This is a genomic window from Arthrobacter sp. FW306-07-I (genome assembly GCF_021800405.1).
GTDB lineage: Bacteria > Actinomycetota > Actinomycetes > Actinomycetales > Micrococcaceae > Arthrobacter.
This window is the reverse complement of sequence record NZ_CP084550.1, coordinates 1239104-1261922: the sequence shown is the minus strand read 5'-3', so window position 1 is coordinate 1261922 and position 22819 is coordinate 1239104. Positions and strand designations below refer to the sequence as shown.

Here is a 22819-nt window from a genome sequence, read left to right as displayed (position 1 = left end):
GCTAGCCCAGGAGCCCCAACTCCGCGAAGGCCAGCGCCACACCGTTGCCGGCAGGCGGCGCGGTGACCCTGTCCGCCACTGCCAGAACGGCCGGGTGGCCGCCCTCCACGGCAATGCCCACGCCCGCGTATTCCAGCATTTCGATGTCGTTGGCGCTGTCGCCGATGGCAACGATGTCCGCTCGGTCCAACCTGAGCCGGGCCTGCACTACCTGGATGCCTACGGCCTTGTGCGTGCCGGCCATGAAGATCTCCCCCGCCCGCTCGCCCAGTGCCGATAGGGAGCTGGGAATCAGCCCCACTTCCGGGCCAAAGGTTTCCAGCAGGCGGGTCAGCGGGACCGGTGAGTCGAAGCACGAAATTTTGGCGTAGGACGTGGCCCGGAGATCGTCGCTGTACCGCATCGGGCCCAAGATGTCCTCAAGTGGATCCACGTCGGTACTGAGGACCCCGTCGTGCTGTGGACGTCCGGCGAAGATGGGGCCGAGCACCTCCCGCAGCCGCCGGTCCACTCCCGTGCGGCCGTGCAGGGCCTCTGGAGCTTCCAGGATGTACGCGGCGTTGTGGGAGTCCAGAATTTCCACAATGCGCGCGGCGAGATCCGGCTCGAACCGCGCGTCCTTGAGGACTTCACCGTTGACCTCCACCCTGGCGCCGGCACCAGTGATGGTGCCGTCAAAGCCGGCATCCAGGATGTGGCCCGGGACCATCGACAAGGGGCGCCCGGTGCAGACAAAGACCAGATGGCCCAGTTTCCGCGCCGCCCGCACGGCGTCCACATGCGCTTCCGGCGCGAGACCGTGGTCTGCATAGGTGCCGTCGATGTCGAGGAAAATGGCACGGGGCCTGGCGGTGGGGCTGGACATGCCTGCGCTCCTTGGTCTGTTGCGGGACTTGCCATCTTATCGGCGGCTACAGAGCAGGCAGCACGTCCCACCATCGCCGGACGGCAACGGAAATGTGCGTCTCATGGGCCTCGGCGGCAGACCCGGGGAGTGCAGGAGCAGGACCTGCACGGGCGTCTCCGCAGGTAAGGTGCGCATTTCCGCCGGAAACTGACAGCCATCCTGTGATATTCAAAGCCTTGCAGAATAGTAAGCCTGCTGATTGAATGTTCACACCGGAAATGGGGGCCCGGCACAATTCACTGACAAGGAGTGGCAACATGGGCATTATCGGTTTTCTCATTTTGGGCCTGATTGCTGGAGCCATTGCAAAGGCCATCCTGCCGGGCCGCCAAGGTGGCGGCTGGCTTGTGACCATGGTCCTGGGCGTTGTCGGGGCCATCCTGGGCGGCTGGATCGGCTCGCTGATCTTTGGCGGCGGCCTGGCGGAATTCTTCGACATCAGGACCTGGCTGCTGGCCATTCTCGGCTCGATCATCGTGCTGCTGATCTACGGCGCCGTCACCAACCGCAGCGGCCGCCGGGCGTAGCCGCTTCACCAGAATCCATTAGAAAAGAAGCGCCGGACTCCTAAAGGGAGGCCGGCGCTTCTCACGTCCCCCGCCGGGCCGGGTGCAGAACCAATTTTGCGCAGCGCCAATTTGCAGTCCCGCTTTCACGCCTCATTTCCGCCTTGGCCTTTATGATGGCGAAGGGGTGGTGTAATGGCCGGTTTTCCAAACCGTGGCAACAATGTGGCATTACAAACTTTCGGCGTGGTCATGGACGCGAGTCCGGACGCGCTGCTGGCTTTGAGCGCGGACGGCACTGTCCTGGCGGCCAACGTTGCGGCAGCAAGGCTGTTTGGCCTTCAGCAGGAATCCTTCACGGGCCTGGACCACCGGATGCTTTTCGCGGCCGGCTCCCGGGACCAGGTTGCCCACCTTTTGCACCAGATCCTCACACAGCCAGGGGAACAAGCACCGCCCAGGGAAATCGCCGGGCTGCGCGGAGACGGGACAGAATTTCCCCTGGAACTGGCCGCGGCACTCCTTCCCGGACAGGAAACGACTGCCGCCGATGCCAACCCAGGCGGGGCAGATGCCGGACGGGCGCAGTCCACACGACTCCTGCTGTCAGCACGCGGAACAGCACACCGCAAAGCAGCGGATGCAAACCTGCGCGATGCGATGTCGCTGCTGACCGCCACCCTTGAGTCAACCGCCGACGGCATCCTGGTTATGGGCATCGACGGGCGGGTGGCCGGCTTCAACGAGCAGTTCCTGTCCATGTGGAGCCTTCCGCCGGAAATTATGGAAGCGGACAGCGAGGCGCCTGCGCTGCGGCTGGTCATGGAGCAGGTGGCAGATCCCGTGCCGTTCACCGCGCGGCTGGGCGAACTCCAGGACAATCCGGCCGCTGAGAGCCACGACGTGGTGGAACTGCGTAACGAGCGTACCTTCGAACGCTATTCCCGCCCTCAGCGGGTGGGCGAAAAGATCGTGGGCCGGGTGTGGAGCTTCCGCGATGTGACGCCTCGCCGGAAAGCGCAGGAGCAGGCACACCGGGCCATGATGGACCTCGCAGTCCAGGCCGAGAAGCTCCGGGCCATGGCGTTCCAGGATCCGCTGACGGGGCTCGCGAACAGGGCTGTGTTCAACGACGCCCTGGCCGAGGCGCTGCAGGAACCCCGGTTGAAAACAGTGGATGTCCTGCTCCTTGACCTGGACGATTTCAAGGAAGTCAATGACATCCTTGGCCACCAGGCCGGGGACGACATGCTTATCGAAGTGGCCCGCCGGCTCCGCGGCTGCGTCCCCACAGCGGATGTGGTGGCCAGGCTGGGCGGCGACGAATTCGTGGTGCTCCTGACCGCCTGTCCCGATGCGGATGCGATCGCCGCCTGCATCGTGCGCTGCCTGCATGTCCCCGTTACGATCGGCGGCACCGTCCTCCGGCCCAGCCTCAGTTTGGGGATCGCCTCGCTGGGGCAGGACAGCGTGGGGCCCTCTGAACTGCTGCGGCACGCCGACATTGCCATGTACGCGGCCAAAGCTGCAGGCAAGAACCGGTTCCTGCGCTTCCATCCGGACATGATGCAGGCGCTGGTGCAGCGCACGCACATGGAGAGCGGGCTGCAGCTCGCCGTGCCGCGCGGCGAGATCACTGTGGACTTCCAGCCGATCGTTTCCCCTCGCATGGGGCAGGTGGTCCAGCTGGAGGCCCTGGCCAGGTGGGACCGCGGCGGCGAGCGGGTGCCGCCGTCGATCTTCATTCCACTGGCCGAGCGCGCCGGGCTGATCGGGGAGATCGGGGCCGAAGTGATGGCAACCGGCATGGTGCAACTGGCACGGTGGCTCAGCGAAGATCCCTCGCGCTCCCTTGCCGTCAACGTATCAGGCGTCCAGTTGCAGGAACAGGACTTCGCCGAAACTGTGCTGCGGCTGGCGGAGGCGAGCGGCGTGGCGCCGTACCAGCTGGTCATGGAAGTCACCGAGAGTGTCTTTTTCGACGCCGACTGCAACCTGATCCAGCAGCTGAGCACCCTGCGGGACGCCGGCGCCCGGGTGGCGCTGGACGATTTCGGCACCGGCTATTCCTCCCTGGGCCGGCTGCAGGACCTGCCCGTGGACACGGTCAAGATCGACAAGACGTTCGTGTCCATGGTCCGGACGGGCAACGAACGGCTGCCCATCCTCAGCTCCATGATCAACATGGCGCACAGCCTGGGCTTGACCGTCACCGCCGAAGGAATAGAGACGCCGGTGCAGGCTGACTACCTGACGGCGCTGGAATGCGATTCGCTGCAGGGCTACCTGTTTTCCCTACCGGAACCGGGCGAACGGCTGGGCCAGGCGCTCCATCATGCCGAAGAGGCCCTCAACGCCCTGAAGGGGCGGTAAAGCAGGACTGCTCCGGGGACTGCTGGGGAGTTAGGCTGCTTCCTTGCGGCCGGGCCGCCGCTTGGTGGGCGCAGGTGCGGAAGCCTTGGGCTGTGCCGGTTCAACGGGTTCGGGAGCACCGGAAGTGACAGGGTCCGATGGCAGCGCGTCGTCAAGGTGGTCCGCGGCAGGTTCGGTGCTGCCTGCCGCATAAGCCACGGGCACCGTGGCGGCGGCGCGGTTCCGGCGCCAGCGGCGGATGAGGTCGGCGGCGGCGAACAGCCCCGCGAGAGGGGTCAGCACGGCGGACGCGTAGACGAAGAGCATCCAGGTCAGCGTGGTCAGCGGCGGCTGGTTGTTGTTGAGCAGGGACAGTCCGCCAAGCAGACCGACGATCCAGAACAGCAGGACCGCTGTCAGTACGGCACCGGCGGGGAAATACTGGTTGGTCACGACTTTTTTCAGGGTTTCCATGCACTTCCTCCTGCCTGGCCGGGGGGATCGGCAAAAGCCGCTCAAAAACAAGTATGGGGCCCAGCCGGCGCGAAACCGGGTAAGACGACACGGCGAGTGATGAACCTAACGCAGCCACCCGCCGTCGTCCTGATCCCTGGTCCGAAAAGGCGGGCCGGAACCCCTTCCCCGGGACGAAACCGCCGAATACCGTAATGCCTGTCAACTCAATTTTTGGAGGCTTCATGCGCAATGTCACTGCCGGCCTGTTCCACTCAGTGGACGGTGTGGTGTCCGAACCGTTCAAGTTCCAGTTCGACAGCTTCGATGACGAGCTGGGCGAAGGATTGACCCGGATGATGAACAACGTGGACACCGTGGTGCTGGGCCGCGTCAGCTACCAGGAGTGGGCCGAGTACTGGCCGAACGCCTCAGTGGACCAGGACTTTGCGGCGTTCATCAACCCCGTGGAGAAGTTCGTTGCGTCGCGCACCCTAACGGAACCGCTGGAGTGGCAGAACTCCCGGCTGATGGATGCTCCGCTTGAGGAGTTCGTGGCTGGTTTGAAGGAGCGCGACGGCGGGGAAATCGCCGTGTGCGGAAGCATCTCCGTGGTGCGGCAGCTGCTGTTCGCCGGGCTGTTGGACTCGCTGCAGCTAATGACCCACCCGGTCATCGCCGGCAGCGGCCGCCGGCTTTTCGAGGACGGCGACCCGCTCACCCGCCTGGTGCTGCAGGACCAGAAGACCACCAGCAAGGGCAACGTGCTCAGCACCTACGGCGTACGCGGCGACTAGCCGGGCAGGCCTAGGTGTATTGACCTGAGAGGTTGGTGACGCGGCTGGCCGGTGGCTGACCGTTGAGTGAGGTGTGGCCTCGATGATGATTGTAATGATGGAGCCAGTCGGCGAAAGCGGCAACACGCTCGGCCTCGGAGGCGTAGGGACGGGCGTAGGCCCATTCGTCGAGCATGGTGCGGTTGTAGCGCTCGACTTTGCCGTTTGTCTGAGGCCTGTAGGGGCGGGTGCGTTTGTGCTTGATGTCCGGGCCCAGAGCGTCTTTGAATGCGTAGGAGCGGTAGCAGGATCCGTTATCGGTCAGGACCCGTTTGACAGTGATCCCGTGGGACTCGAAGTAGGCATTGGCGCGTTCCCAGAATCCGGCCGCAGTGTCCTTTTTCTCATCGGTCAGGATCTCCGTGTAGGCGAGCCTGGAGTGATCATCGACGGCGTTGTGCAAGAAGGCGTGACCCGGTCTCCGGTTCGCCGCGGTACCGGTCTTGTTCCGGTTTCCGGCGGCCCTGCCGACACTGCGGTGTCCGCCGCCGTCAGGGATCCGTCCAAGTTTCTTGATGTCGACGTGGACCAGGTCCCCGGGGCTGTGGTGCTCGTACCGGCGAATCACCCGGCCCGTGGCCCGGTCCATCCACGCCAGCCTCGCCAGCCCAAACCGGGACAGCACCCGGTGCACCGTGGAGGGGTGAATGCCCAGCAGATAGCCGATCCGTGCCGGGCCCCAGCGCCGGTTGACTCTGATCGCGACGATCCGCCGCTCCCGCCGCGTGGAGGTCCGACGCGGGGAGTTGATGGGCCGGCTGGAACGATCACCCGTCCCGTGCTCCCCGTGCTCCCGGTAACGGGCCGCCCACCGCGCTGCGGTCGTCACCGACACCTGGAACCGCTCAGCAGCACGGCGCAGCGGCCACCCGTCATCGACGATGCACCGGGCCAGCCGGAGCCGTCCCTTCGGCGTCAGAAGCGCGTTAGCATGGGACATTGAAGACCTCCTTGTGGATCGGACTCTTAGACAAGCCCCACTCCACTTGGAGGTCTTCTTTTTGTCACCTAACCACGCCGCATGTTCCTAACCTCCGTGGTCAATACACCTAGGCGGCCAGCGGCGACCCGAACAGTTCCTCGGCGAGCCGGGCCAGGTGCTCCGGGATGTCCGCTTCCGCCCCGTGTTCGCCACGGCCAAGGAAGACGGCGGTGCCGCGGATCCCGTCAAGGTCCAGGCCACATTCATGCATCAATTGCCCGGCGCGGAAGTTGACCGGCAGGAGCATGGTGACGCTTTCGGCGTTCAGGTAAACGTGCCAGTCGCCGCGGATCACCGACTCCAGCGGTCCGCCCACCAGGGCTTCCAGGGCCTGCAGGTCCGCTGCCACCTGCTCGATGCGCATGGGTTCTGAATTGCCGGCCGGTACTACAAGTGCTGTGTAAGTTCTGTTGTCCATCGTTCTGTCTCCAATGGGTTTAACACTTGACGGGACGGCAGTGTTCCCGGACGGTCCGGCACCCCTCAGTAAGGTACGACGACGGCGCTCCCCCGGCACCGTCGTCGTACCTTCCCCGTGGGGCGCGTAAAATGGACCAGTCATGCACTGTTCCTACTTTGATGCCGGTACCTGCCGCTCCTGCACCCAGATGGGCAGGCCCTACGGCGAACAGCTGGCCGGCAAGCAGCTGCACTCCCAAACCCTCCTCTCCGACCACACCGGACTTGAATGGCTCCCGCCCGTCGCCAGCCAGGAGTCAGGCTTCCGCAACAAGGCCAAGATGGTGATCGGCGGGACCGCGCAGAACCCCACCATCGGGATCCTGGACGCCGACGGGCACGGCGTGGACCTGCGCAAATGCGGCGTCTGCTCCCCCGGCCTGCGGGCCGTGTTCCCGGTCCTTGCCGGCTTCATCCGCCGGCTGCGCGTCACCCCTTATGACGTTCCGAAGCGCATCGGCGAGCTCAAGCACGTCATCCTCACCGAATCCCCGGACGGCGGGGTCATGCTCCGGCTGGTGCTGCGCTCCGAACAGGTGGTGCCACGGATCCGGAAGCACCTCCCGGAGCTGCTGGAAGCCCTGCCACAGGTGAAGGTGGTCTCGGTCAACCTGCTCCCCGAGCACAAGGCAGTCCTGGAGGGCGAACGCGAAATCCTGCTGACGGAGCAGTCCACCCTGAACATGCGGGTCAACGACATCAACCTGCACCTGCGCCCACAAAGCTTCTTCCAGACCAACACGGAGATGGCCGGAGCGCTGTACCGGCAGGGGCGTGAATGGGTCAACCAACTGGCACCAGCCTCGGTATGGGACCTCTACTGCGGCGTGGGCGGTTTCGCCCTGCACAGCGCCGCGCCGTCCCGTACGGTCACCGGGATTGAGGCCAGCAGCGAGGCGATAGTTTCCGCCCGGCTCAGCAGCGGTGAAGCCGGGCTGGAGGGAATGGAGTTCCAGGCCGGCGATGCCACCGCGTTCGCCCTCGCGGCGGAGCAGTCGCCGGAGCTGGTAATCGTGAACCCGCCCCGGCGCGGCATCGGCAAGGAGCTGTGCGGCTGGCTGGAATCATCGGACGTGCAGCACGTGGTGTACTCCAGCTGCAACGCCCAGTCCCTGGCCCGCGACCTGGCCGCCCTCCCTTCCTTTACCGCCCGGCGGGCCCGGGTGCTGGACATGTTCCCGCAGACCACGCACTACGAGGTGATGGTGCTGCTGGAACGGACAGCTTAGGCAGCGTCAGGGTCACCGGCCGGCTCAGGGGCGGACGCGTTCGACGGCCGCCGCGCTGGCTTCCCGCCCGGCGGCACGGAGCCCGGCCGCCACCCCTTCAGCGTCGGCGGCCGAGCGGTTTTGGCTCAATTTCTCCTTCGCGTCGATCCGGGTAATCACCAGCTCCACGCCCACAATGGCCCGCAGCTGCCCGGCGATGTACTTCTCAGGGGCATCGTCCACAGCCCACGGATCCTCCCGCCCGCCCTCATGCAGCCCGGTCAGGTGCCGGACATGCCGTCCCAGCCAGGCGGCGTCGTCATGGACCACCAGTTCGCCGTACACGTGCGCGGTGCTGTAGTTCCAGGTGGGCACCACCCGGCCGTGCCCGGCCTTCGAGGCGTACCAGGACGGCGAGATGTAGTCGTCCGCCCCCTGAAGGATGGCGAGCGCCTCGCCCACTGGCGCGAGGGACCATTGCGGGTTGTTCCGCGCCATGTGGGCCTGCAGCGCCCCGTACTTCCCTACCGCGGGGTTGAAGGCGAAGGGCAGCAGCGTTGCGAGCAGGCCCTGGTCCGTCATGGTCACCAAGTTGGCTGCGCCGGGACTTGCCAGGAGATTCTGGACGGTTTGCGGGCTTGCGGCAAAGTGGGCAGGAATGTACACGTCTAAGTCCTTTCGGTGGTCAGGAGATCGGTTTGAGCCGGACGCGGACGGCTGCGGCCGCGCAGAGGATGACGGCAACGGCGCCGATGATAGTGGTCCAGGTAAGGGCCTCGCCCAGCAGGAGGGCCGCCCAGCAGATGCTCATCACGGGCTGGAGCAGCTGGATCTGGCTCACCTGCGCCATGGGGCCGATGGCCAGTCCGCGGTACCACGCGAAGAAGCCCAGGAACATGCTCACCACGGCCAGATAGCCGAAGGCGGCCCACTGCACGGGAGTGGCCGATGGCGGTTGGTCCAGGGCCGAGACCACGGCCAGCACGATCATGGCTGGCGCGGCGAGGACCAGCGCCCACGCGATGGTCTGCCATGATCCCAGTTCGCGGGCCAGCAAGCCGCCTTCCGCATACCCCAGCGACGCACAGGCCACGGCGCCGAGCAGCAGGAGATCGGCCCAGTGCAGGTGCCCCACACCGCCGGACTGCAGGAACGCGAAGGACACCGCTGCCAGCGAGCCGAGCAGCATCACCGCCCAGAAGGCCGGTCGCGGCCGCTCACCGGTGCGCAGGATGGCCGCCGTTGCAGTGGCGGCCGGCAGGAGGGCGATGACCACCGCCCCGTGACCTGCAGGGACGGCGGTAAGTGCATAGGAGGTGAGCAGCGGGAAGCCGACGACGACGCCCGCGGCCACGAGCGCGAGGCGCAGCCAGGTGCGGGGTTGCGGCAGCCGTTGGCGGGTGATGGCCAGGGCTGCGGCGGCGAGGATTGCGGCCACCACGGCACGGCCGGAACCGATGAACAGCGGCGGGATTCCGGCGACCGCTACCCGTGTGAAGGGAATGGTGAAGGAGAAGGCCGCAACACCCAGGAGGCCCCACCAGATTCCGGGGGCTCTGCGGACTGCAGCGGAACTGTTGAGTCCACCGCTGTCGAGCGGCAGTACCACTGGGTCATTCAGGGTAGTAGCGCTACTATGTTCTTTCATGAATAACGATAGCAGCTCGCGGATCGTTGCGGCACTCCGTGGCTGGATCTCGAACGCCGCCCCGGGAGCCCGGCTGCCGTCCACGCGGCAACTGGTGGCCGAGTACCAGGTCAGCCCCGTAACGGTGCAAAAGGCGCTCCAAGCGCTGACCACGCAGGGGCTGATCGACAGTCGGCCGGGGGTGGGAACGTTCGTCCGGGCCGTGCGCACCGCAAGGCCGTCGGACTATGGCTGGCAAACCGCTGCGCTGCGGCCGCCGTCGGCCCCGCTGCCGTCGTCGTCAAGCACCATGCGCAACGTTCCCGGCGAGGCCATCTGGTTCCACTCCGGCTACCCGGACCGCGAACTGCTGCCGGAACGGCTGGTCCGCTCCGCCCTGGCCCGGGCCGCGCGCGGCGACGCTGCCCTGTCCAGGCCGCCTGCCGCCGGCATGCCCGAACTGCAGCAATGGTTCGCCCAGGAACTGGGATCGGCAACCCCGGTGGGCATCACTCCCCCGACACCGAATGACGTCATTGTGCTGCCGGGAAGCCAAAGCGGGCTCAGTTCCATCTTCCGCGCGCTGGTGGGTGCCGGCCAGCCGCTGCTCATCGAGTCACCGTCCTACTGGGGTGCCATCCTGGCTGCGGCCCAGACCGGGGTGCGGCTGGTTCCGGTGCCCAGCGGACCGGAGGGGCCGGACCCGGCGGACGTGGAGCGCGCCTTTGCCGAGACCGGAGCGCGGGCCTTCTACGTGCAGCCCAACTATTCGAATCCCGCCGGTACCCAGTGGTCCCGGGGCCGTGGCGACGAGGTGCTGGAGGTGGCACGCCGGCACGGCGCGTTCCTGGTGGAGGACGACTGGGCGCACGACTTCGGCATTACCTCGGACCCGATGCCGCTGGCCATCAGGGATGATGCCGGCCATGTGGTGTACATCCGGTCCCTGACCAAGAGCGTTTCCCCGGCCATCCGCGTTGCTGCGGTGATCGCGCGCGGACCGGCCCGGGAACGGATCCTGGGCCACCGGGCCGCAGAGTCAATGTACGTGAGCGGGTTGCTGCAGGCGGCGGCGTTGGATGTGGTGACCCAGCCCGGCTGGCAAACACACCTGCGCAGCCTCCGCCAGCAGCTCCAGTCGCGCCGGGACCTGCTGGCCACCAGCCTCCGCGAGCACGTGCCGCAGGCCCACATCGACAACCTGCCCAAGGGTGGGCTCAATTTGTGGGTGCGCCTGCCGGACGGCACGGATCTTCCCCGGCTGGTGCGGGACTGCGACGACGCGGGGGTGATTATCGCCGCCGGCACTGAGTGGTTCCCTGCCGAACCGGCGGGAGCCTTCATCCGGCTCAACTACTCTGGCCCGAACCCTGGCGCCTACCCGGAGGGAGCCCGGATCATCGGCGAGGCACTGGCACGGCAGGGCTGAGTTGGTGCGTTTCGGCCCGGTGCATCCATGGCCGGTGCATCCATGGCGGAAGGGACTACTGTCTTTGGTAAAGGTACCCGGGGGAAGGCGTGCGGCTCCAGCCTCTCTTAGGAAGACAGCGGCCAACACATGCGGCAGCCCCGCTACCGGGAACAGCAAAGGTGACTGACGATGGACAACTCCCAACCGCTGGCCAGTGAGCTGGCCAGATTAACTGGGCAGGCGGCCGGCGGCTTTCTCACTGAGGAGAATGCGTCCAAGGCCGTACAGTCCCTGTCCTACGTGCTCCGGGACTCCATCCCGAGCGCTGCTGGAGCCGGTGCTTCCATCATCAACGCGCGCGGGCGGAGGGAAAGCGCCGGGGCCACCGATCCCGTGGTGCTCCGGGCCGACAGGCTGCAGTACGAGCTGGGCCAGGGTCCGTGCCTGAGCGCATGGGCCGAACAGCGCGCCATCATCATCCAGGACACCAGGCAGGAGACCCGCTGGCCCAAATGGATAGCAGCCATCGCGGACCTCCCGCTGCGGTCGGTCCTCAGCGCCCCGCTGACGACAGAGGGAAGGCGCATCGGCGCCATCAAGGTGTATTCGCCGTCGCCGCTGGTGTTCGACGACCATTCGGTTTTCCTGATCGAACGGCTCGCAAACCCGGCCGCCGTCCTGCTCGGAAATGTGCGTGACCGTGAAGCAACGCAGCGGCTGGGTTTGCAGCTCGGCGAGGCCCTGGCGAACAGGGACGTGATCTCCCAAGCACAGGGAATCCTGATCGAACGGATGCACCTGGGCTCCCGCGCAGCCCTGGACGTGATGCTGGCTTCGTCCCGCGAAGAGGGCAAGCCGTTGCAGGAGGTAGCACGCGGCATCGTTAACGGGCTGGCCGACGGGTAGGAGCCTTTTGTGGACGAATTCGCTCAGCCCCTGGAACAGGCGCAGGCGACCCGGGAAGCAATGAAAGAAGCCGGGATTACGCTCAGTGCCGTGTGGATGCGCTACTTCAGCTTCACCGGTGCCGCCGGTGAGTACGAGATTGACGCCTACCTGAATGGTTCACTCGAACTGCCGACCCACGAACGGGACCTCGTGTCACACGCGGTCAACGAGCTCATCAAAGAGCTCCTTCCGCGGCGAATGGCCCCCTACAGCCCCAACGGCAAGAGCCGCGGGTCTGTCCCGAACCCGAGGCATGACGGCGCGCGCGGCGGGTCGCAGGACGGCAAGTGACCTTGACGCCCCTCCCCTAGGGTTGCCCAAGGAATAAATCAAGATTTGCGCTTAACCCGTTCTCCCGCGGCGGACGAGGCTACGCTGGCCGTGCCAACGCATCCAGCACACGCATTTGGGGGACAACTATGCCCGGCTTCCACAACTTTTCCCTGCCATATTCCCGCCGTCACCCACACCCATTCGTAGCCGGCTCCTCGCTGCGGAAGGTCCCCAACAAGGCGCTGGGCGCCGGGGCTGCTGCCGCCGTCGTGCTTCTCCTGGCTGGCTGCGGCGCACCCCAGGCCTCGCTGACTTCCGCTGCCGGGCCGGCCAGCGACGCTGCCTCCGCAACTCCCACGGCAACACCCACCCATACCCCCGTTGCCAATACACCGTGCACGGCTGTCAATGCCCAGCAGGTCAGTGCAAGCACCAGCTATGTGTGCACAAGGGATGAGACCGGCGTGCTCGTGTGGCTTGAGGCCGCGGAGTCGAAGCGCATCACCGACAAAATCGCCGCTGCGGAGGCGGCGAAGAAGGCCGCTGCGGAGAAGGCCGCGGCAGACAAAGCGGCCGCCGACAAAGCTGCCGCTGATAAAGCCGCGGCGGACAAGGCCGCTGCCGACGCCGCAGCTGCAGCAGCCCAGCAGGCCGCCGAGGCGAAGGCGGCCCAGGAGGCGGCAGCAAAGGCAGCCGCGGAGGCGGCTGCGAAGGCCGCCGCCCCTCCGGCTCCCGTGGCACCAGCCGTTCCGGGGACCAATCCGGGCTGCGACCCGAACTATTCAGGTTGCGTCCCCATTGCCTCGGACGTGGACTGCGCCGGCGGAAGCGGCAACGGACCAGCCTACGTCCGCGGTCCGGTCCAGGTCATCGGCCAGGATATCTACGGGCTGGACAGGGACCACGACGGTGTGGGCTGCGAATAAAAGCCTGCTCAGGCGAACGCCTTGACCAGTTCCTCGCTCTTCTCCCACAGCCCGCGCGCCAGCACGGCGTCGTACGCCTGGGGGTTGGCCTTGGCCAGGGCACGCTTGGCGTAGTAGGCGCCGGAGATCCAGTCGGTTCCGGCGGTGCCGTTGATGAGCCACAGCATCGTGTCGGCACCCTGGTCAGGGCTGAGCATGAAGCGGTTCAGGAGCGTGGTGTACACGTGCCGGAAGGGGCTTGAAGACTCCGCCGCGAAGTTGGTGCGGACCACGCCGGGGTGGAACGCCGCCGTCGTTATCCCCTCTTCGTGGAAGCGGCGGTGCAGCTCGGAGGTGAACAGGATGTTGGCCAGCTTGCCGGTGCCGTAGGCCCGGTTGGTGCTGTAGCCGTGTTCGGCCGTGAGGTCGAAGAGGTCCAGCTTACCGAAGTTGTTGGCGGCGCTGGAGGTGTTGATCACCTTCGCGTTGCTGGCAGTGAGCGTGTCCATGAGGAGGCTGGTGAGCAGGAACGGCGCCAGGTGGTTGACCTGGAACGTGGACTCGTTGCCGTCCACGGTGAGGGTCCGCTTGCCCATGATGCCGCCGGCGTTGTTGGCCAGGACGTCGATGCGCGGGTAGTTGGCCTTCAGCTTCTCCGCGAGGTCGCGCACCTGTGCGAGGTCGGAAAAGTCGGCCAGGTAATGGTCCGCGCCGATGTCTCCGGCCAGGGCCCGGGTCTTCTCTGCGGAACGGCCCACGACGACCACTTGTTCCCCTGCCTTGGCCAGCGTCCGTGCGGCTGCCGCTCCGATGCCGTCGCTGGCGCCGGTGATCACGATGGTGCGAGGAGTCAAGGGGTGTCCTTTGGTCGGCGTGCGGCGCACCGGCGTGGCGCACCAACGGGCATAACGACGGCGGGGCGGCCGGTGTTCCCACCAGCCGCCCCGCCGTCGCTTTGCTTTGTCGGGGTCAGCCCGCCGCGCCGGCCACCAGGAAGATGACTGCGGCAACCGCGAAGCCCATCACGCCGATCAGGGTTTCCATCACGGTCCAGGTCTTCAGGGTGGTCTTGACGTCCATGCCGAAGAAGCGGCCCACGAGCCAGAAGCCGGAGTCGTTGACGTGGGACACCACCACGGAGCCGGCGGCCACGGCGATGACCATGGCGGCGACCTGCATTCCGTTCAGGCCACCGGCAGCAACCGCCGGGGCAATCAGGCCGGCAGTGGTGGTCAGTGCGACGGTTGCCGAGCCCTGGGCGATGCGCAGGATGGCGGAGATCAGGAAGCCGGCCAGGATCAGCGGGATGCCCACGTTGCCCAGCACGTCCGCCAGGGCCTTGCCGATGCCCGAGGTGCGCAGGACGCCGCCGAACATGCCGCCGGCGCCGGTGATCAGGATGACGGAGCAGACCGGGCCCAAAGAGGATTCGAGCAGCTTCTCCATGCTGGCGGCGTCGCGGCCGCGGCGCGTGCCCAGCACCACCAGCGCAGCGAGCACTGCGATCAGCAGCGCCACCGGGGTCTCGCCAAGGGTCCGCAGGACCTGGAACCACTGTTGCTTCTTGACGGACTCGTCCAGGACACCGGAGGAAGCAAGGGTGTTCAGGCCGGTGTTGAGGAAGATCAGCACCAGCGGCAGGAGCAGCAGGCCGATGATGGTGCGGAACTTCGGCGGGTGGGCCTCGGCCTCGGCACTGGCGTGGCCCAGGATCTCAGGGACCGGAAGGACCAGCTTCCTGCCGGTGTACAGGCCGTAGAGATAGGCGGTGACGTACCAGGTGGGGATGGCGGTGATGAGGCCGGCGATGAGGACCAGGCCGATGTTGGCGTCGAAGAAGGCAGCGGCGGAGACCGGGCCCGGATGTGGCGGCAGGAAGATGTGCATCACCGAGAAGGCGCCGGCGGCGGGCAGGCCGTACCGCAGCACTCCCCCGCCCAGGCGGTGGGCGACGGCGAAGACCACGGGCAGCATGACCACCAGGCCGGCGTCGAAGAAGATGGGGAAGCCGAAGATCAGCGAGGCCAGGCCCAGTGCGAACGGTGCACGCTTTTCGCCGAAGACGCCGATCAGGTAATCCGCCAGGACCTTGGCGCCGCCGCTGGTCTCCACGATCCGGCCGAGCATCGCGCCCAGGCCCACCAGCAGCGCCACCGTCCCCAGGGTGGTGCCGAAGCCGTCCACCAGCACCGGGACCACCTTGTTGGCGGGGATCCCGGTGGCGAAGGCCGTGGCGAGGCTGATGAGGATCAGGGCGATCAAGGCGTGCATCCGCAGCCGGATGATCAGGAACAGCAGCACAAGAATCGCTGCCGCGGCGATGAGCAGCAGCGGACCTGCGCCCAGCGTCTGGGTCCATCCTTCGATGGTCATGGTTCTCCTTTGAAACAGGGTTGGGGATTGGGGGGGTCAGGACGCCTGGGGCGCCTGGCCGGAAGGGAGATTGAGGGCGTTGACGACGACGGCGACCAGCTCTTCGGGTGAGCGTGCGATGTCGAGGCGGAGGCTGCCTGACTCGAGCTCTTCCTGGGTGAGCGGCTCAAGGGTGGCCAGCTGGCTGGGCAGGAGCGTCGGCGGCATGAAGTGCCCTTCCCTGCCCTGCATGCGCTGGCTGATCAGGTCGGCACCGCCGTCGAGGTGGAGGAAGACAACGCGGCCTGCGGCCTGGGACAGCAGGTGCCGGTAGCTCCGTTTGAGGGCGGAGCAAGTGAGGACCGTGCTCGTGCCGGCGGCAGCCTGGGCGGACATCCAGTCGCGGATCTCCTGCAGCCAGGGCCAGCGGTCCTCGTCCTGGAGGGGAATGCCCTGCGTCATTTTGGCGATGTTCGATTCCGGGTGGAACTCGTCCGCTTCGGCGCAGGCCCAGCCCAACTGCTGGGACAGCGCTGCCGCCAGGGTGGATTTGCCGGATCCGGCAACGCCCATGACCACAAGATGCGTGGCTGGATACTGCATGTCATACCTCCAGAGAAGACGTCTTTGGCTTTCGAAGAAGCTCGCTGCTGGCCTGCTTTGAACAAGGCCAAGCGATAAGGTATCACCTTTTCTTCCGATAGATAGTATCTATTCGTGTCACAAGTCATACCTTTGCTCCTTCGGCGGGTACTCTTGGAGGGCGCAGTGGCGCGTGACGAGAGCGGGGAAGAATGTCGACGGCGACAATCCGGGACGGCGATGGGATGCACGACGGCGGGCCCTTGCCTGCCGCGCAGGGCCGGGTTATCGAGGCAGTCGGTGTGGCCATCGCCTCCGGGGACCTTGCCCCCGGCAGCCGGCTTACCCTTGAGGGGCTGCAGCAGGAGTACGGGATCTCCCGGACTGTTGCACGCGACACGATGAAGGTTCTGGAATCGATAAACCTGGTCTACTCGCGGCGGCGCGTGGGCATCGTGGTGCAGGAGCCGTCGCTGTGGAATGTGTTCGATCCCAAGCTGGTCCGGTGGCGCCTGGCTTCGGACCGGCGGGACCTGCAGTACAGCAGCCTGACGGAGCTGCGCATCGCCGTCGAACCCATCGCCGCCGCCGGGGCGGCGCGCCGGGCCAGCGCGGCCGAGCGCGCCCAGCTGGTATCACTGGCGGCCGACCTCCGCCGACGGGGTGAAGCCGGCGACCTGCAGTCCTTCCTGGCCGCCGACATCGCCTTTCATCAACTGCTGCTGCGCAGCTGTGGCAACGAGATGTTCCGCGCGCTCGAGGGCATGGTGGCCGAGGTACTGACCAGCCGTACCAAGCAGGGCCTCATGCCGTTCAAGCCACGGAGCGAAGCACTGAAGGCCCACGAGGATGTTGCCGCGGCCGTGGCAGGCGGGGACACTGCGGCGGCGGAACAGGCCATGCACCACATCCTCGACGAGGTCCGCGAGGCGATGGGGCTGCGCTGACGCGCCACTACTCCCTGGCCAAACAAATCCCTGGCTAAACAAAAAATGGCCCGCCCAGGACAACCGCCCGGGCGGGCCGCAGTAATACCAGGCGTCAGTCGACGACTTTCACCTTGCCCACCATGCCCATGTAGTCATGGAGTGCGCAGATGTACTTAAAGGTGCCCTTCGCCTGGAACTTCACGGTGAATTCACCACCGGGCGGGATGATCCCGGAGTTCAGGTCCCCACCCGTGAAATTCGCCGGGGTTCCTGAAGGCGCAAAAACATTCGCCGGTTCAGTGCCAAAGGTCACGGTATGGGGAGCTCCCATTCCTGTATTGGCGAACACGACCGTATCGCCAACGTGCACCGTCACGATGGGCCGAACAAAGCGCATGACCATGGCCACGCCGTCGTCACTGCCTGCCAGCACGCGATGGTTGCTGGCTTGGTCCGCCAGCTCCTGGTCGAGTTCGTGTCCGTCCCGGAGGATGGACCGCGCCTCCGCCCGTGAAGAGCGGTTGTAGTCAGCCTGGCTGTACGGGTACTCCGTGCCCTGTTCACGGACGTGGACGGTCCCCTTCATCACGTCGCCGTGGACCAGGCAGTAGTAGGTGAAGTCGCCTTCACGCGGGAACGCCAAGCTGTAGCTGGTGGCGTCAGGGAAGCCGGGCACGTCCACATTGGCCAGGATGCCGGAGTTGTAGTAGGAATGCCCGTCGTAGCTGTCGCCTCCGCGCTTCAGCAGCTCATTTTCGTCGAACGGGTTAAATGGTTCCAGCGGCTGTCCCGACGCAAGGAATGTCACCGTGTGGATTTCTGCGGCGTTAGCCTCCCATTTGATGGTGTCCCCCTCATTGATGAAGATCTCGGAGGGAAGGAAAGCCATGCCCTGGATCTCCTGGTCATGGGACTCAGAGCCCACCAGGACCTCCCAGGTTCTGTGCCCCCATCCGCTGGCAGACGCCGGGCCTGCGGCAGCCATCGATGCCAGCAGGGCAACGGCGAACGCGACAATAAACGCCAGTTTCTTGAATCTCGGATTGTTTCCCCGAATGTGCTTCATAGCGACGCTCTCTTGAACGGCAATCAGCCAAAGGCCGATGTGCAAGTGCAGCCGATCCAATCCATCGCATGACTGGCCGAACCGGCCACTGATTGTGAAGTGAAGGTGCCGGGTGCCAACGCCGGGGAGCGCGGGCAGCCGGTGCCGGCCGACTTTCGTGCCGGACATGCACCACCCCAACTGGTGCCGCGCAGGTTGGATTTTTCTCCGGACGCCGCGGGCGTGGGTTTGGCACGCTGCAAACGTACGCACTTACAAGATTGCTCCTTCAACTGAATTATGTCGAGAGCGTCGAAAGGGGCACCGCCTTGCCATAAGCGGCCGTCGACCGCACAACCGTTGTTGCCCAGCGCCGCTTATGCGGTCACGGGCCGGTCAGGCAGTACTGGACCGGGCAGAACTGCCACACGTGGGTTAACAAAAAGCAGGGCCTGCCGATGAACGGCAAGCCCTGCTCGGAAACCTAACGGTCCCGGATCCCTAGGAAATTAGAGAGCCTGGATGTTGGTGGCCTGGGGACCCTTGGGGCCCTGCTCGGTGTCGAAGGAAACCTTCTGGTTCTCTTCGAGGGAGCGGAAGCCGGAGGAGTTGATCGCGGAGTAGTGCGCGAACACGTCCTGCGAGGAGTCGTCCGGGGAGATGAAGCCGAAGCCCTTTTCAGCGTTAAACCATTTGACGGTACCAGTAGCCATTTATTTTGTCCTTCGTGAAGGTGGAGGGAAAGTCCCGACTTTCGGGCCCTCCGGCGTGGGGTGTTCAAAAACCGCTACTTCAGAAGAACACGGACTTTCGACCGCGCGTACTGCCTGAACTACCAACTGCATAAACACAACAACAGGTTCAACACTACAGGAATTTGGGCCCATACCTAATCGCTCCCCTGTTCAGGCCCGGATTACGCCTGCTCGCCGCCCTCCAGGGCAGTGCTGTAACGGGTGAACCCCGGACGGAGGCGGACGGAGCGGGCGCCCACCATGGCGATGTCCTCCCACAGCACCAGGAACGATCCGCGGTGCCGCCACCGAAGGATCCGGGCAATGGTGCGCGGCTGGGTGAGGCCGTTGCGTTCGTACCCCAGGAAGGAAGCCGCGCTGTGCGGGCCGACCACCAGCCCCAGCAGCCGCGGTTCGGCCATCAGCTGGTGCGGCGTCCCGTCCAGCACGAACCGGACGTCGGCCACCCGGCCCAGCCGCCCGCCGTCGGCGTCCAGGACGGGCGTGCCCAGCAGGTCACCGAGGATCATGGCGGCCTCCCGGGATGCGCGCGATGATCTTGTCCCGCACCCACCGTTCCACCCAGCTGGCGTCCAGCGGCTCACCCTTGACGCCAAGCCGCACCACCACGCCGACTTCAGCCACGTCCTTCCACGGGATGCGGACCAGGCGGGACGACGGCGGCCTGCCGCCAAAGATGCGCGTCCCCAGCACCGACCCCGTCAGCAGCGCAGTGATGACCGGCGCCGGGGTCCCCGCCGGGATGTCCTCGTCCAAAGCAGGCCCGCTCACCTCGAGGTCATCGACGGTGGTGACCGGGACGCCGTCGTAGTCCAGCACCTGCCGGTCCATGAGGTGCAGCTGGGCATCCAGGATGCGCCCGGCGACCTGGGGGGCGGGAGTCAGCGGGCCGGGAGTGGATGTCATGAGCCGGCTCCTGTGGCGATCATGAGGGGAATGGCGGCAATGGAGGCGACCAGGATAATCACCAGGTAGACCATGCCCAGCGCGTTCACCACCCGCCCGTTCACATGCTCGTGCATGTACTGGGGGTCATTGGCCACGATGAGGATGGGCAGGTACGTCAGGGGCAGGGCAATCGCGGAGAACACCACCGAGTATTCGGTCACCAGCACGGGGTCCACGCCGGTGGCCAGCACGGCCATCCCCACCAGCAGGCACACAATCATGGCCAGGTGGAAGCGGGCGGCCTCGGCCGGGCGGCGGAACTTGCCCCAGGACCAGCCGAAGAACTGCGCCAGTGTGTACCCACTGGAAAGGGTGGTTTCCAGGGCGGCACCGAAGGTTGCCGCGACGATCCCCACCAGGACGAACGCCAGTCCAAGCTTCCCGGCCCCTTCGGCGACGGGCAGGATGACCTGGGACAGCGACGTCACCGAGATGCCGGCCGGAAGGAGGACCACAGTGGCGCACGCGGCGATGGCCACGGACAGCAAACCACCCAGCGGGAACCCCACCAGGACGTTGATCCGCTCCTGCATCAGATCCTTAACCGTCCATCCTTCCTCCACGGCACCGGAGGAGAAGAAAAAGACCTCGTACGGGGTCATGGCCGCACCGAAGAGGGCGATGGCGTAGTAGCTGTACGTCCACACCGTTTCCTGCTGCGGCACGGCCGGCGCCAGCTGCCCGGCAAGGGACGCCCAGTCGGGCTTGAGCAGGAACAGTGCCACCGCGAACACCATCAGGGTCAGCCCCAGCAGGCCTGTGACGTTTTCCATGATGGAGAACCGGACCCGCCAGATCACCAGCCACACCGCCACGGCGGCCACGGGAATCCACAGCAGGTAGTAGACGCTGCTGGCCAGCTGCAGGGCCAGGGCCACGCCGCCGATCTCCGCGGTGACGGTCATCAGGTTGATCAGGAACGACGCCGAGAGATTGGCCAGCCCGGCCCGTGGCCCCAGCCGCTCGCGGATCACCTCGAAGGTGGCCCGGCCTGACACCGCTGCAACCCTGCCGGACATGTTCGCGAACAGGATGATTCCCACGACGCCCACAGCCACCACCCACACCAGGGACAGGCCAAAGCGGGAACCGACGACGGCGTTGGTCACCAGGTCCCCGATGTCCACGAACCCGCCAATGGCGGTCAGGATCCCGAGCGCGACGCCGAGCAGCCGTTTCACTTGTCCCCCACCTTGCCTTCGAGCTGCTTGAGGGCGTCCTGCGCGTCCGCAAGCGCCTTGTCACCGTCGGGGAGGGAGGGGGTGCCGCCGTCGTTTGCTGCCAATGCGGCGCGGGCGGTGGCGAACCCCGCCGCGCACTTGTCCAGCACCTCCAATGCCTGCTTCTGCGTTTCGCGGTCTCCCTGGGTGGCCGGGGAGAGCTTCAGGATTGCGCTCCGGCTGGTCTGGATCTCCTTGAGCTCATCGTCAAGGGTGGTCGATGCTGCTGCGCGGGTCAGTTTGCCGTCCATGTCCTGCCGCAGGGCGATCCCGGCGGTGGCAACGGCGGAGGAGCTGTCCTTCACTGCGCCGGAGACCGTCTGGCTGGTGCCGCCGCTGCAGCCGGCGACGAAAGCGAGGCTGAGGACGGCGAGCGCGGCGAGGGCCAGGAGCCCAGGCTTTTCGCCGCGCCGGACCGGAATGTCTGCGGCCGGGGCCCGGGCCGGCGTGTTCAGCACTCTTGCCTCCAGCCCCCCGGGGACGTCCCGGATCCTAGCCAATCCGCCCTGCGCAGGCAGCCAAAAGATTTAGTTGCCTACGGTCAGGTATAGCACTCGCTGGGGAAGTTTGACCTGCTCAAAGGCCGATCAATTACCGACTGCGCCCTGGCACCGGCCGACCCTATCCCCCGCCGGCAAACAGGCATATCCTGCATCGAGATCCTGCGGAACAGACCCCTGCCACCGGAAGGTGAAGCCATGGAAATGCCCAAGGCAACAGAGGAAGAGAAAGAGCGGTTCCGGCGCGTGGTCCCCGACCACCCGGGCGTGGTGGTGAAGCCGATGTTCGGCAACCTGGGGGCGTTCGTCAACGGCAACATGTTCGCCGGGCTGTTCGGCGCCACCATCGGGGTCAAGCTCTCCCGGGAGGACAAGGAGCTGCTGGAGTCCTCTGAGCGGACCGTGCCGTTCGGCCCTGCGGACCGGCCGATGGGCGGGTACACCGGGCTGCCGGAAGTGTGGAATGAAGAGGGCGACGGCGACGAGACCCGGGCGCGGGCATGGGCTGAGAAGGCACTGGCCTACGTCGCGTCCCTGCCGCCAAAAGAGCCCAAGGAGCCCAGGGGGCGCAAGGTCCTGCCGTGACGCCATTCCGCGTGATCCTGCTACCGGGTGGCATTACCCGCGCAAGGACCTTCTCCTCTTTTTCCGCACCTGCCCCCGGGACTGGACTGGAAGGCAGGGCAGGACCCAGGCTCCTGCCGGATAAGGAGACAGGACATGACCAGGAACGTTATTCGGAGCACCAGGATCAACGCCCCGGTGGACAGGGTGTTCTCATTTCTCAGTGACCCTACGAACTGGATGAAGGCTTTCCCCGGGGACAGCGACGTCACCCAACTGGACCTCAAACCCGGGGGCGAAGGCACCTCCGCGCGCTGGTCGCCAAGACATGGGGCATTCCCATGCACGTGACCCACCAGTACCGGGAAGTGGTTCCCAACAAGCGCATTGTTTCCGGCACATCGGTAGGGCCCACGCTCACCTTCACGCTGGAGCCGGTGGAGGCCGGGACCGAGTTGACCGTCGAGGAAACCCTGGACATCCCCGCACCCCTGGTCCGGGTACCCGCTCAGGCCCTGTTCGCACGGTGGGCGGAAACGGATATCCAAGGCATGGTTGCCAACGTCAAGAGCCTGGTGGAGGCCGGGATGAAGGCGTCACCCGAAAGCGAAGCGAAGTTTACGCAGAACCTGACATGGTCCGGCTCCGTCACCATCGACGCCCCGCTGCCGCAGGTCTTCGACCTGGTCAGGGATCCCCGCGTCTGGCTGGGCCCGGACGTGCAGATCTCGGAGTTGAAGACCACCCCCGAAGGTGTGGGCACCACCTTTCAGGCCGCGTGGAAAGTCCTGGGGATCCCGCTGAAGACAACGCACGAGTACACCGAGTTCACCCGAAATGAGCGCTTCACCTCCAAGGCGGCCCTTGGCCCGGTGTTCACGGTGGAAGTGGCACCGGCGAACGGCTGGACCAGGCTGAGCATGCGCTCGGACGTCGTACCCCGGAACATGGCAGAGGCCGCGGTTGACGCGCTGGTCATGAAAATCTCCGAGCGCAGCCAGACCGAGCTCCTGGCCAGCATCAAGGCGACAGCGGAGGCACAGGCCCGCTGAGGGCC

General features: G+C 66.0%; 26 protein-coding genes. 11 read left to right on the top strand and 15 right to left on the bottom strand.

The window, feature by feature from the left end; all coding sequences use genetic code 11:
- Position 1: 1 nt before the first annotated feature.
- Complete coding sequence (locus tag LFT46_RS05880; protein ID WP_236801478.1) at positions 2-865, bottom strand: HAD hydrolase family protein; 864 nt, start codon at positions 863-865, stop codon at positions 2-4.
- Between the two features lie 299 nt (positions 866-1164).
- On the opposite strand from LFT46_RS05880, the gene LFT46_RS05875 reads away from it, so the two are divergent.
- Complete coding sequence (locus LFT46_RS05875) at positions 1165-1434, top strand: GlsB/YeaQ/YmgE family stress response membrane protein (protein WP_236801477.1); 270 nt, start codon at positions 1165-1167, stop codon at positions 1432-1434.
- 231 nt (positions 1435-1665) lie between these two features.
- The gene (locus LFT46_RS05870; RefSeq protein ID WP_236821561.1) at positions 1666-3786 is read left to right on the top strand and encodes a putative bifunctional diguanylate cyclase/phosphodiesterase; all 2121 of its coding nucleotides are present in this window, start codon (positions 1666-1668) and stop codon (positions 3784-3786) included.
- A gap of 30 nt (positions 3787-3816) precedes the next feature.
- Here LFT46_RS05870 and LFT46_RS05865 read toward each other — a convergent pair whose 3' ends face one another.
- A complete protein-coding gene (locus tag LFT46_RS05865) occupies positions 3817-4239 on the bottom strand; it encodes a hypothetical protein (protein WP_236801475.1) in 423 nt (140 codons plus the stop codon).
- A 224-nt stretch (positions 4240-4463) separates the two neighbouring features.
- Between LFT46_RS05865 and LFT46_RS05860 the strand changes: the two genes are divergently transcribed.
- Complete coding sequence (locus tag LFT46_RS05860) at positions 4464-5015, top strand: dihydrofolate reductase family protein (protein WP_236801473.1); 552 nt, start codon at positions 4464-4466, stop codon at positions 5013-5015.
- 10 nt (positions 5016-5025) lie between these two features.
- Here the strand turns inward: LFT46_RS05860 and LFT46_RS05855 are convergent, their stop codons facing one another.
- Together LFT46_RS05855 and LFT46_RS05850 are read right to left on the bottom strand one after the other, a co-directional pair.
- Positions 5026-5994, bottom strand: a complete 969-nt coding sequence (locus LFT46_RS05855) for an IS481 family transposase (RefSeq protein WP_236799412.1) — start codon at positions 5992-5994, stop codon at positions 5026-5028.
- Between the two features lie 109 nt (positions 5995-6103).
- Positions 6104-6454: a DUF3846 domain-containing protein gene (locus LFT46_RS05850; RefSeq protein WP_236821560.1), complete on the bottom strand. Its 351-nt coding sequence runs from the start codon at positions 6452-6454 to the stop codon at positions 6104-6106.
- A gap of 142 nt (positions 6455-6596) precedes the next feature.
- On the opposite strand from LFT46_RS05850, the gene rlmC reads away from it, so the two are divergent.
- A complete protein-coding gene (rlmC, locus tag LFT46_RS05845) occupies positions 6597-7724 on the top strand; it encodes a 23S rRNA (uracil(747)-C(5))-methyltransferase RlmC (RefSeq protein ID WP_236821559.1) in 1128 nt (375 codons plus the stop codon).
- A gap of 24 nt (positions 7725-7748) precedes the next feature.
- Here the strand turns inward: rlmC and LFT46_RS05840 are convergent, their stop codons facing one another.
- The gene (locus LFT46_RS05840) at positions 7749-8369 is read right to left on the bottom strand and encodes an FMN-binding negative transcriptional regulator (RefSeq protein WP_236821558.1); all 621 of its coding nucleotides are present in this window, start codon (positions 8367-8369) and stop codon (positions 7749-7751) included.
- 19 nt (positions 8370-8388) lie between these two features.
- Positions 8389-9351 (bottom strand): DMT family transporter, encoded by a 963-nt coding sequence (locus LFT46_RS05835; protein WP_236821557.1) that lies wholly within the window; start codon positions 9349-9351, stop codon positions 8389-8391.
- Between LFT46_RS05835 and LFT46_RS05830 the strand changes: the two genes are divergently transcribed.
- The 4 genes from LFT46_RS05830 (at position 9350) to LFT46_RS05815 (ending at position 12888) form a co-directional block, all read left to right on the top strand.
- On the top strand, positions 9350-10759 hold the full coding sequence (locus LFT46_RS05830) for an aminotransferase-like domain-containing protein (RefSeq protein WP_236821556.1): 1410 nt from the start codon (positions 9350-9352) through the stop codon (positions 10757-10759). The two genes, LFT46_RS05835 and LFT46_RS05830, sit on opposite strands and share 2 nt — an antisense overlap.
- A gap of 171 nt (positions 10760-10930) precedes the next feature.
- Positions 10931-11647, top strand: coding sequence for a GAF and ANTAR domain-containing protein (locus tag LFT46_RS05825; protein ID WP_236821555.1), 717 nt, complete (start codon positions 10931-10933; stop codon positions 11645-11647).
- Positions 11648-11656: 9 nt separating this feature from the next.
- A complete protein-coding gene (locus LFT46_RS05820) occupies positions 11657-11980 on the top strand; it encodes a hypothetical protein (protein ID WP_236821554.1) in 324 nt (107 codons plus the stop codon).
- 128 nt (positions 11981-12108) lie between these two features.
- Positions 12109-12888: a hypothetical protein gene (locus tag LFT46_RS05815; protein ID WP_236821553.1), complete on the top strand. Its 780-nt coding sequence runs from the start codon at positions 12109-12111 to the stop codon at positions 12886-12888.
- 8 nt (positions 12889-12896) lie between these two features.
- Here the strand turns inward: LFT46_RS05815 and LFT46_RS05810 are convergent, their stop codons facing one another.
- The 3 genes from LFT46_RS05810 to LFT46_RS05800 all read right to left on the bottom strand — a co-directional run bounded on the left by LFT46_RS05810 (position 12897) and on the right by LFT46_RS05800 (position 15822).
- Positions 12897-13721 carry an SDR family NAD(P)-dependent oxidoreductase gene (locus tag LFT46_RS05810; RefSeq protein ID WP_236801459.1) on the bottom strand — a complete coding sequence of 275 codons (825 nt, stop codon included), beginning with the start codon at positions 13719-13721 and terminating at the stop codon, positions 12897-12899.
- 115 nt (positions 13722-13836) lie between these two features.
- On the bottom strand, positions 13837-15240 hold the full coding sequence (locus tag LFT46_RS05805) for a GntP family permease (RefSeq protein ID WP_236821552.1): 1404 nt from the start codon (positions 15238-15240) through the stop codon (positions 13837-13839).
- 36 nt (positions 15241-15276) lie between these two features.
- Entirely contained in the window at positions 15277-15822 is a 546-nt protein-coding gene (locus LFT46_RS05800; protein WP_236821551.1) for a gluconokinase, read from the bottom strand.
- Between the two features lie 191 nt (positions 15823-16013).
- Between LFT46_RS05800 and LFT46_RS05795 the strand changes: the two genes are divergently transcribed.
- Positions 16014-16748, top strand: a complete 735-nt coding sequence (locus LFT46_RS05795) for a FadR/GntR family transcriptional regulator (protein ID WP_236821550.1) — start codon at positions 16014-16016, stop codon at positions 16746-16748.
- 94 nt (positions 16749-16842) lie between these two features.
- Here LFT46_RS05795 and LFT46_RS05790 read toward each other — a convergent pair whose 3' ends face one another.
- The 6 genes from LFT46_RS05790 to LFT46_RS05765 form a co-directional block, all read right to left on the bottom strand.
- Positions 16843-17796 (bottom strand): plastocyanin/azurin family copper-binding protein, encoded by a 954-nt coding sequence (locus tag LFT46_RS05790; RefSeq protein WP_236801455.1) that lies wholly within the window; start codon positions 17794-17796, stop codon positions 16843-16845.
- Between the two features lie 488 nt (positions 17797-18284).
- Entirely contained in the window at positions 18285-18488 is a 204-nt protein-coding gene (locus LFT46_RS05785; RefSeq protein WP_015936345.1) for a cold-shock protein, read from the bottom strand.
- A gap of 203 nt (positions 18489-18691) precedes the next feature.
- Positions 18692-19039: a PRC-barrel domain-containing protein gene (locus LFT46_RS05780; RefSeq protein WP_236801452.1), complete on the bottom strand. Its 348-nt coding sequence runs from the start codon at positions 19037-19039 to the stop codon at positions 18692-18694.
- A complete protein-coding gene (locus LFT46_RS05775; RefSeq protein ID WP_236801450.1) occupies positions 19026-19436 on the bottom strand; it encodes a hypothetical protein in 411 nt (136 codons plus the stop codon). Before LFT46_RS05775 ends, LFT46_RS05780 begins: the two co-directional genes overlap by 14 nt.
- Positions 19433-20659, bottom strand: coding sequence for an Nramp family divalent metal transporter (locus LFT46_RS05770; protein ID WP_236801449.1), 1227 nt, complete (start codon positions 20657-20659; stop codon positions 19433-19435). The genes LFT46_RS05775 and LFT46_RS05770 overlap by 4 nt, the downstream gene beginning before the upstream one ends.
- Entirely contained in the window at positions 20656-21156 is a 501-nt protein-coding gene (locus tag LFT46_RS05765; protein WP_236801448.1) for a hypothetical protein, read from the bottom strand. The genes LFT46_RS05770 and LFT46_RS05765 overlap by 4 nt, the downstream gene beginning before the upstream one ends.
- 240 nt (positions 21157-21396) lie before the next feature.
- Between LFT46_RS05765 and LFT46_RS05760 the strand changes: the two genes are divergently transcribed.
- Complete coding sequence (locus tag LFT46_RS05760) at positions 21397-21783, top strand: TfoX/Sxy family protein (protein WP_236801447.1); 387 nt, start codon at positions 21397-21399, stop codon at positions 21781-21783.
- Positions 21784-22103: 320 nt separating this feature from the next.
- Entirely contained in the window at positions 22104-22814 is a 711-nt protein-coding gene (locus LFT46_RS05755; protein ID WP_236801446.1) for an SRPBCC family protein, read from the top strand.
- The last annotated feature ends 5 nt before the right edge of the window (positions 22815-22819 follow it).